The organism is Streptomyces sp. NPDC005799 (assembly GCF_040630525.1).
In the GTDB taxonomy this organism is placed as follows: Bacteria; Actinomycetota; Actinomycetes; order Streptomycetales; family Streptomycetaceae; genus Streptomyces; species Streptomyces griseorubiginosus_B.
Window position 1 is genome coordinate 43,448 of sequence record NZ_JBEXXQ010000070.1, and the last position, 6,291, is coordinate 49,738.

The window sequence follows — 6,291 nt, forward strand, 5'->3', positions numbered from 1 at the left end:
AGTGGCCCGCGTTCAGGGACGCCATGCCTCGATCGGGTTGCCGAGCCAGCGGGTGTCGTCCGGGACGGACTCCGCGGCCATGACGAGCGACGCGGGACCCAGGGTGGTGCGGGCCCCGATCGTGCTGCCGGGCAGCACGATCCCGCCAGGGCCCATCGTGGCGCCCTCACGGAGAACAACAGTATCCGTCCGCAAGATCCGGTCGTGGAAGAGGTGGGTCTGCAGGACGCAGCCCCGGTTCACGGTCGCCGCGTCCCCGAGGGTCACCAGGTCGGTCTCCGGCAGCCAGTAGCTCTCGACCCAGACGCCCTTGCCGATCCGGGCGCCGAGCCCGCGCAGCCACGCGGTCATCACCGGCGTGCCCGGCACGGAACCGGCCAGCCAGGGTACCGCCACGACCTCGACGAAGGTGTCGGCGAGCTCGTTGCGCCACACGTAACCGCTCCACAGCGGGTGCTCCCCGGTGTGGTGCCGGCCCACGAGCAGCCACTTCGCGACGATCGACACCAGCGCGGCCACCGCTCCGGCCCCGAGCAGCACGACACCCGACAGCAGCGCGGCCCACGGCCCGAGCAGGCACAGCAGGGCCGCCGTGCCGCCCGCGATCGCGGCCGAGCAGAACACCGGCAGGATCCGGCACAGCTCCACCAGACCGCGCGCCCACAGCAGCCGGGCCGGCGGGTCGTACGTCCGGCTCTGGTCGCCGCTCTCGGCGTTCCGCGGCAGCTTCACCGGCGGCAGCCCCAGGTAGGAACTGCCCTTCTTCGCCTTCTTCGGCGTCGCGGACAGCACGCCCACCAGGCCGCCGTCCGGCACGCTGCGCCCCGGCGCGGTCATCCCGGAGTTCCCCAGGAACGCCCGACGCCCGATCTCCGCGCGCCCGATCCGCATCCAGCCGCCACCGAGCTCGTACGGCGCGGTCAGCGTGTCGTCGGCCAGGAACGCGCCCTCGCCGACCGTCGTCAGGCTCGGCAGCGCCAGCACCGTGGACACCTCCGCGCCCCGCCCGATCCGCATCCCGAGCAGCCGCAGCCACACCGGCGTGACCAGCCCGGCGTACAGCGGGAACAGCGTCTCGCGCGAGCGGTCCATCAGCTGCGTGACCGTCCAGGCCTGCCAGCCGGTGCGGCTGTGTGTCGGGTACGTCCCCGCACGCAGGCCCAGGCTCAGCAGCCGCACGCCGACGAGGATCTGCAGCGCGTACGCCGCTCCGAACGCCAGCGTCGCCGGGACGAGGGCGAGCGCGGCACCGCGCAGGGGCGCGGCCGGATCGATGAGGGCGTGCGCCACGAGGAAGGCGGCCCCGCAGGCGACCAGCGGCAGCGCGGAGAGCACGAGGCCCGTCAGGCCGTACATCACCCGCCAGTACGTGCCGCGCTGCGGGCGCTCCTTGGGCCAGTTCCGCTTGGCCTTGCCCAGCTTGACCGCGGGCGCGCCCGCCCAGCGCTGGCCGGTCGGGATCTGCCCGTTCACCGCGGAACCGGGGGCCACCTCGGCGCGCTTGCCGACGCGGGCGCCCGGGAAGAGCATGCTGCGGGTGCCGACGGTGGCGTGCGCGCCGACCTTGACCTGCCCGATCTCCAGCCGGTCACCGTCCAGCCACCAGCCGGAGAGGTCCACCTCGGACTCCACGGCGGCGCCCCGGCCCAGCTTGAGCATGCCGGTGACGGGCGGCAGCGAGTGCAGGTCGACGTCCTGACCGACCTTGGCACCCAGCGCTCGGGCGTACCGCTCCAGCCAGGAACCGGTCAGCGTGGTAGCCCCGGAGAACTCCGCCAGCCGCTCGGCGGTCCACAGCCGCAGATGGACGCCGCCACCACGCGCGTACCGGCCGGGCTCGATGCCCCGCAGCAGCAGCCGGGCGCCGCCCGCGGCGATCGCGAGCCGTCCGGGCGGGCTGAACAGCGCGATGCCGCCGACCGCGAGCAGCCACCAGGGCGCCGTCGGCAGCCAGGACCAGGCGGGCAGCAGATTGCCGAGCGCGGCCAGCACGATCGTCCAGCGCAGACCGAGCAGCGTGAACAGCGGCACCAGGAGCAGCAGCTGGACGACCTTGGCGCGGACCGGCACCGGGGCGATTGTGCGCCGGGCGCCGTCGTCCTGGGCCGACGCCTCCAGATGGCGGGCCAGCTTGCGCAGCGTGGGCTGCTGGTAGATGTCGAGGACGGCCGCGCTCGGGTAACGGGTGCGCAGCCTCGTCGTCAGCTGGGCGGCGGCCAGGCTGCTGCCGCCGATCGCGAAGAAGTCGTCGCGGGCGCCGGCGACCGGGATGCCGAGGACTTCCGCCCACTGCTCGGCCAGCCAGGCCTCGGTGCCGTAGAGCTGTTCGGCCGGACCACCGGTCTCCAGACCCTCCAGCGGCCAGGGCAGCGCGTTGCGGTCGACCTTGCCGGACGTGCGGGTGGGCAGGTCCTCGACGGGGGCGATCAACGGCACGAGCGCGGCGGGCAGCTCGGCGCGCAGCTTCTCCACCGCGGCCGCGTGGTCCCAGCCGTCCTGGGTGACGACATAGCCGACCAGGAGCTGGTTGCCGCTGCGGGCGGTGCGCACGGCCGCGGCGGCGCCGGCCACCCCGGGCAGCGCCTGCAGTGCGGCGTCCACCTCACCGAGCTCGATCCGCCGGCCGCCGAGCTTGATCTGCTCGTCGGCACGGCCGAGGAAGACCAGCCCCTCCGGTTCGGCCTTCACGAGGTCACCGCTGCGGTACGCCCGCTCCCAGCCCAGCGATTCGAGGGGCGCGTACTTCTCCGCGTCCTTCTCGGCGTCGAGATACCGGGCGAGACCGACCCCGCCGATCACCAGCTGACCGCTCTCGCCCATCGGGACGGGCTCCCCGGCCTCGTCGACGACGGCCAGCTCGTAGCCGTCCAGCGGCAGACCGATGCGGATCGGTTCCTCGCCGCTCATCAGTGAGGCGCAGGCCACGACGGTCGCCTCGGTCGGCCCGTAGGTGTTCCAGACCTCGCGCCCCTCCGTGACCAGCCGCTGCACCAGCTCGGGCGGGCAGGCCTCGCCGCCGAAGATCAGCAGACGAACGTCGTTGAGGGTCTCCGGCTCCCAGAGCGCGGCGAGCGTCGGGACGGTGGAGACCACGGTGATCTCCTGCTCGACCAGCCACGGACCCAGGTCGGCGCCGCTGCGGACCTGCGAGCGCGGGACCGGCACCAGACAGGCGCCGTAGCGCCAGGCCAGCCACATCTCCTCGCAGGACGCGTCGAAGGCGACCGACAGGCCCGCCATGACGCGGTCACCGGGACCGATCGGGTCCTCGGCGAGGAACAGCGCGGCCTCGGCGTCCACGAACGCGGCGGCGCTGCGGTGACTGACGGCGACGCCCTTGGGCTTGCCGGTCGAGCCGGAGGTGAAGATGATCCACGCGTCGTGCTCGACGCCCGGGCGCGCGGCGGGCACGTCACCGCGCCCGTTGACGGTCAGCTCGTGCGCGGTGCCGACGACGGCCCGCACCTCGGCCTCCCCGAACACCAACGCGGCCCGCTCGTCGGGGTCCTCGGCGTCCACGGGGACGTAGGCGGCTCCCGCGGCCAGGACCGCGAGGATCGCCACATACAGGTCGTTGGTGCCGGACGGCACGCGGATGCCCACGCGGTCACCGAGTCCGACACCGGCCGCGCCGAGCTCGCGCCGCAGCCGCTCCACCTCGCCGGCCAGCTCCCGGTAGGTGAGCTGGACGGTGCCGTCGTCCAGGGCGAGTTCGTCCGGGTACGAGCGCACGGACGCGTCGAAGATGTCGACAAGTGTGCGGGGGGAGGCCGCCTGACCTCCCGAAAAACGTCCTGTGTCGCCGAACTGCTGGTGGATCTCAGCGCTGAGCTCTTCGTCGAGCAGGCCGAGAGCACTGCTCTCGTGTATGGCTGCCATCGGGTCCTCGCGTCTCGATCCCGGAAGCCTCCGGGGCGCTGGCGGGCCCGCAGGTCTGCCTGGGGTTGTCCTCCTCCAGCTCCGTAACAAACCGGAAATCTTAGTACGACGCTAGGTTCATGCCGTCTGATCGACCACTCGGAAGGGCCGTTCGGGGCACCATGAAGCCCCGCAGACCACCTCTGACCTGGTGATCTTCAAAGCGGAGAGAGATGTCCCACACCGTGGGTGAGGAGAGGCTCACGGGGCGCATGTGGCGCCCGACGCGAGAGGGAACATGCACGGCGCACGGCCACAACACAAACGGTGCCGACCGAGTATCGGTCAGCACCGGAGTGTCCGCTGATGGTGTCCGAGGGGGGACTTGAACCCCCACGCCCGATAAAGGGCACTAGCACCTCAAGCTAGCGCGTCTGCCATTCCGCCACCCGGACAAGGTGTCTGTCGCACGGGGTTTCCCCCGCGGCGACGAAGGAAACATTACCAGGCTCCCGGGGGTGCCCGATCACCCCCCGTCGCGACCCCGCCCCGGCGTGAACGGCGTGTGACGGGCCGGGCCCGGCCTTGGGGCGCGGCCGGGGTCGGAGGGAGGATGAGGGGAACCACCAGCAGTGACAGCGGGAGGAAGCAGCGTGAGCGACACGGACACGACCAGGACCGTCACCGGCGAGGACGAGGTCGTGGACCTCTGCCGCGAGCTGATCCGGATCGACACCAGCAACTACGGCGACCACTCGGGGCCCGGCGAGCGCAAGGCCGCCGAGTGGACCGCCGAGAAGCTCGCCGAGGTCGGCCTGGAACCGCGGATCTTCGAATCGCACCCGGGCCGCGCCTCGACCGTGGCGCGTATCGAGGGCGAGGACCCGTCCCGGCCCGCGCTGCTGATCCACGGCCACCTGGACGTCGTACCGGCCAACGCCGACGACTGGACCCACCACCCGTTCTCCGGCGAGGTCACCGACGGGTGCGTGTGGGGACGCGGGGCCGTCGACATGAAGGACATGGACGCCATGACCCTCGCCGTCGTGCGCGACCGGCTCAGGAGCGGCCGCAGGCCCCCACGGGACATCGTGCTGGCGTTCCTCGCCGACGAGGAGGCGGGCGGCACGTACGGCGCCCGGCACCTCGTCGACCACCACCCGGACCTCTTCGAGGGCGTCACCGAGGCGATCAGCGAGGTCGGCGGGTTCTCGTTCACGGTGAGCGAGCAGCGGCGGCTCTATCTGATCCAGACGGCCGAGAAGGGCATGCACTGGATGAAGCTGACCGTGGCCGGGACGGCGGGCCACGGTTCGATGATCCACCGCGACAACGCGATCACGGAGCTCTCGGAGGCCGTCGCGCGCCTCGGCCGGCACACGTTCCCGGTCCGGGTCACCAAGACCACCCGCGCCTTCCTCGACGAGCTCGGCGACGCGCTCGGCACCGAGCTGGACCCCGAGGACATGGAGTCGACCCTGGCCCGGCTCGGCGGCATCGCCAAGCTCATCGGGGCGACTCTCGGCAACACCGCCAACCCCACCCAGCTGGGCGCCGGTTACAAGGTCAACGTCATCCCGGGCGAGGCCACCGCGCACGTCGACGGGCGCTTCCTGCCGGGGCACGAGGAGGAGTTCCTCGCCGACCTGGACCGGATCCTCGGCCCCAAGGTGCGCCGTGAGGACGTGCACTCCGACAAGGCCCTGGAGACCTCCTTCGACGGCGCCCTGGTCGAGGCCATGCAGTCCTCGCTGCTGGCCGAGGACCCGACCGCCAAGGCGATCCCGTACATGCTCTCCGGTGGCACGGACGCCAAGTCCTTCGACGACCTCGGCATCCGCGGCTTCGGCTTCGCGCCCCTCAAGCTGCCCCCGGAGCTGGACTTCGCCGGCATGTTCCACGGCGTCGACGAGCGGGTTCCGGTGGACGGCCTGAAGTTCGGCGTGCGCGTTCTCGACCGTTTCATCGACGCGTCGTGACCTCGGTAATCGCCAGCCTGTACGGAACTGACTGAGAAGAGTGAATGCGCTCATAAGCTCGTAGCTCCAATACTCCCTCCTCGTTACACGTGATGCGATCCGCTACTTGGGATCGCATTGCCAACAAGGAGGAATAATGATCAAGAAGGTCGTCGCTGCTGCGGCTGCCACTGGTGGTCTGGTTCTCGCGGGTGCGGGCCTGGCCGTCGCCGACGCCGGCGCTCAGGGTGCCGCGGTGCACTCCCCGGGTGTCGCGTCCGGCAACGTCATTCAGGTTCCGGTGCACATCCCGGTGAACGTCTGCGGCAACACGGTCTCCGTGATCGGGCTGCTGAACCCCGCCTTCGGCAACACCTGCGTCAACCACTGACGTCGGCCCCCAAGGGGTCGTTTGTTCACGCCGTCGGCTCCGGAGTGCGTGCCCAGCGCGCCGGAGGCCACCGGCCGTTTAGCG

At 71.7% G+C, this 6,291-nt stretch carries 3 protein-coding genes and 1 tRNA gene; 2 read left to right on the forward strand and 2 right to left on the reverse strand.

What is annotated here, in order from left to right:
* Positions 1-12 precede the first annotated feature (12 nt).
* Together ABZ453_RS44065 and ABZ453_RS44070 are read right to left on the reverse strand one after the other, a co-directional pair.
* Positions 13-3,879, reverse strand: coding sequence for a Pls/PosA family non-ribosomal peptide synthetase (locus ABZ453_RS44065; RefSeq protein WP_359024580.1), 3,867 nt, complete (start codon positions 3,877-3,879; stop codon positions 13-15).
* A 346-nt stretch (positions 3,880-4,225) separates the two neighbouring features.
* Positions 4,226-4,313, reverse strand: a tRNA-Leu gene (locus tag ABZ453_RS44070).
* 198 nt (positions 4,314-4,511) lie between these two features.
* Here ABZ453_RS44070 and ABZ453_RS44075 point away from each other — a divergent pair.
* Both ABZ453_RS44075 and chpH read left to right on the forward strand, forming a co-directional pair.
* Positions 4,512-5,837: a M20/M25/M40 family metallo-hydrolase gene (locus tag ABZ453_RS44075; protein ID WP_359024582.1), complete on the forward strand. Its 1,326-nt coding sequence runs from the start codon at positions 4,512-4,514 to the stop codon at positions 5,835-5,837.
* Between the two features lie 136 nt (positions 5,838-5,973).
* Positions 5,974-6,207 carry a chaplin ChpH gene (gene chpH, locus ABZ453_RS44080; protein ID WP_359024584.1) on the forward strand — a complete coding sequence of 78 codons (234 nt, stop codon included), beginning with the start codon at positions 5,974-5,976 and terminating at the stop codon, positions 6,205-6,207.
* Positions 6,208-6,291 lie beyond the last annotated feature (84 nt).